Annotated in this window: 2 protein-coding genes; both read right to left on the bottom strand. The window is 66.7% G+C overall.

Annotated elements, in window-relative coordinates:
• Positions 1–695, bottom strand: a 695-nt coding sequence (locus PVW46_RS14465) for a trypsin-like serine peptidase (RefSeq protein ID WP_274576360.1), incomplete at its 3' end; no start/stop codon positions are given.
• Between the two features lie 205 nt (positions 696–900).
• On the bottom strand, positions 901–3,342 hold a 2,442-nt coding region (locus PVW46_RS14460; protein WP_274576358.1), incomplete at its 5' end, for a trypsin-like peptidase domain-containing protein.

Genomic DNA, 3,342 nt, shown 5'->3' with positions numbered 1-3,342 from the left:
GAGCCGGAGTTGCCGCCCAGCGTGTCACAGCTGTGCATAAGCTTGCCCTCGGCGGAGATCGCCGGGATCGCGGCGGCACAGCCTTCGCGGCTGATGTGCTGGGCCTGGCCCTGCGGGTGGCCGATGATCCATAGGAATTCGCTGTCCTGCGGGTCGGCCTCGGCCAGTTTCAGCTTGCCGTACTTGGTCGACGGGTTTCCGAAGACGCGCAGCACCGTGTAGTCCAACTCGCGGTTGGTCTCGATGATCTGCGGGCTGACGGTATAGCGGTCCACCCCTTCCGAGCTGCCCGGCTTGATGAAACCGGCGACGAACTGAGCTGCCTGCACGCCGCTGTCACGGCCGGTGGGATCACCGTCCATGCCCGGAATGCAGTGGTGGTTTGTCAGGATGTGCTGATCGTCGACGATGAAGGCGGTGCAGAAGCCCGTCTTGCCGTTCTTGAACAACATGTCCAGGCGGCCGATCGGGCGGCCCAGCTTGATGATCGGGCTGTTCTCGCCGTACTTGATGATCGGCTCGTTCTGGTAGTCGCCGAAGGCCTGCTCGAAGACAAGCCCGTCTCCGCCCGCCGACTGACGCGGCTGGATAACGATCTTGCCAAAGTCTGCGGGATCGAATTCGGCGGGAGCCTGCTGCGCAACGGCTGGGCCGAATGCGGCCGCCGCCCCTGCACAAAGTGCGAGTGCTGACATGAGTTGACGCATGATAATGTCCCCGTTGGAAAGAATACTGTTTGAAACTACTTTGATCGCGACCCTGCCGCCAAGTAAAGAATTCCTTGCCTGACGTGGCGCCAGCGCCCTCTATCAGGGGGATTCGGGCAACGATCACTGTGTTTCAAAAGACGAAACAGCGGCGCATCGCGCCGCTGCAATCGTCCCGGTCACGCCTGCGTGATCACCCGCGCCCGGACGCCTTTTGAAGCCGCTCCAGCGCACCGCGCGTGGTCGGGCCAAAGGCGCCGTCCACCTGCCCTGCCCCCAGGTAGCCGCGCCGCACCAGCTCTCGCTGGATCTCTCGCGTGGTGGCATTGGGCAGCTTGTGCAGCTGGGTGATCGGATGGGCATAGCCGTCGGCGATGGACTCGACCAGGTAGCGCGCCGCCTGGACGTGGTCCGCACGCACCGCACGGCCAAGGCTGTAGTAAACCCCCAGCGAGAACTTGCCCTGCGGCAGGCCCGCCGCCGCGGTCTCGCGGTAGATGGCCAGCGCCCGGTCAAAGTCCTTCCGGACACCCAGCCCGCTGTTATAGGCCACCCCCAGCGAATAGCGCGCGGGCATGAAGCCGGACATGCGCGGGTTCTGCAGGATCGGAAGCGCCTCGCCATAGCGCTTCTTGGTGATCATCGCCCGGGCATAGCCGTAGTGCACCGCAGGATCGTCGCTGACCTTGCGCGCCGCGCTGCAGGCCAGTTCCGCCGCATCGGCGTCGAAATCCTCGCGCGACACGCCGGTGATCCCCTCGACCGCGAACACGGGCATGGAAACCTCCAGGCAGCGGACGACGATCGGCGGGCGGGCGGCGGCCTCTTCGGCCTCCAGCCGAAGTGCCGCGACACGGACCTCGGTCACGGCGAACTGTTCGCGGGCGTCCGCGAGATGCGCCTCGACCACCGAAAGCCAGTCGTCAGCCAGCCCTGCCGTGCTTTCGATACGCGCCAGCGCCTGGCGGACCTCGGGCTCGGTGCCGGCCTTGCGGATGGTCTCCAGCCCGCTGCCGATGGCGCGGCCAAATCGCTCCATGCCCTCGACGCGGGATTTCACCCGCAGCGTGTCACCGGCCAGCCCGCGCCCGAGGCTTTCCCAGGCATCGGCCGCCTCGGCATCGCCGGGACCGCCGGACCGGCGGGCGGTGGCGGCCTGCGTCTTGGCCCGGTTCACGAGGGCCTCGTAGACAGCCAGCAGTTCCTTGGCCTCTTCATGATCCACGGTCATCGCCCGGCGGGCATCGTTGGCCTTGATCAGCGCCTGGTCGATCGTGCGGCGCAGCGCGGCAGAGCGTTGATCCTGCACCGCGTCCTTCAGCATGGCCACGGCGCGCAACTCTCCGTCCTTGAACAGGGTTTCGGCCTCGCTCTTGCGCGAAGAGACAAAGGCCAGGCGCTCGCGGCTGGACTCTGCCAGGGTGGCGGTGCGTTTCAGGACGGACTCTATCTCGGCCTCGGTCGTGGCGCCGCGCAGCACGTCAAGTTCCCGGTCGATCGAGCTGAGCAGCGTCGGCATCACGCGGGCGCGTTCCTGCGCCTCGGTCAGCGGGGTGCGCAGGCGCTGCGTGATCCGGTCCCAAAGCGCCGACACCTCGGCGCTGCCCGGATCGAAGGAGGACTCGGCGTCTCCGGCACGGGCCCGGGCCCGGTTGACCGTGCCTTCAAGGCTCAGCACCGCGCGTTCGGCGGCGCTGACCTCGCGCGATATCTCGGCCCGCTGCAATTCGGCGGTGCGCAGGGCCTCGTCGATGCGGGCCTTCAGGGCATCGGCCTTGTCTGTATCGACCGGGTCGGGGTCTGTTTCCTCGGCCAGCTTGCAAGTCCGGTCTGCCAGCCCCCGCGCTAGCGGCGCAAGCGGGTGTTTTCCACACTGGGCCAGGAAGGTCTGGTAGCCAAGGCATCCATGCTGTTCCGCCGCTGTCCAGAGAACCTCGCAGGCGCCCTGCCCCTTGGGCACTTCCGGCGGACGGGCCGGAGCGGCGGCCTTGAGGATCGCACTTTCCTTGAGAATGCGGGTCATCGGAATGGCAAAGTTGAACCCGGTGCGGTTGTCGCCCGCGTGGTGCAGCGCCACTACCTGCCGGTCGGAAATCCGGAACACGGGAGAGCCCGAGTTGCCCCCCAGCGTGTCGCAGGTATGGACCACCTTGCCCTCGGTCGAGACCGGCGGATCGCCCGCGGCACAGCCCTCGCGGCTGATGTGCTGGGCCTGCCCCTGCGGGTGGCCGATGATCCAGAGGAATTCCGACGGATCGGGATCGGCATCGGCCAGTTCGACGGTACCATAGCGCGCCGAGGGATCACCGAAGACACGCAGGACCGAGTAATCCAGCGCGGCGCTGGTCTCCAGCGGCTCCAGCCCCACCTGGAATTTCTCGGCCGTGTCGGGCTTGGCGGCATCGACATAGCCCGCGACGAACTGCGCCGCCTGCACGCCCGTGCCATCAATGCCCGGGATACAGTGATTGTTGGTCACAAGGTGCTGCGTGTCGACGATGAAGGCGGTGCAATACCCGGTCTTGCCGTTCTTGTAGAGCACGTCGAGACGCCCCACCGGACGGCCCAGGCGGCGCGCGATGCTTTTCTCGCCGTAAGAGATGACAGGCTCGTTCTGGTAGTCGCCAAAGGCCTG

The sequence above is a fragment of the Mameliella sp. AT18 genome (assembly GCF_028807275.1).
Classification (GTDB): Bacteria; Pseudomonadota; Alphaproteobacteria; order Rhodobacterales; family Rhodobacteraceae; genus Antarctobacter; species Antarctobacter albus.
This window is presented reverse-complemented; position numbering and strand designations above follow the sequence as displayed.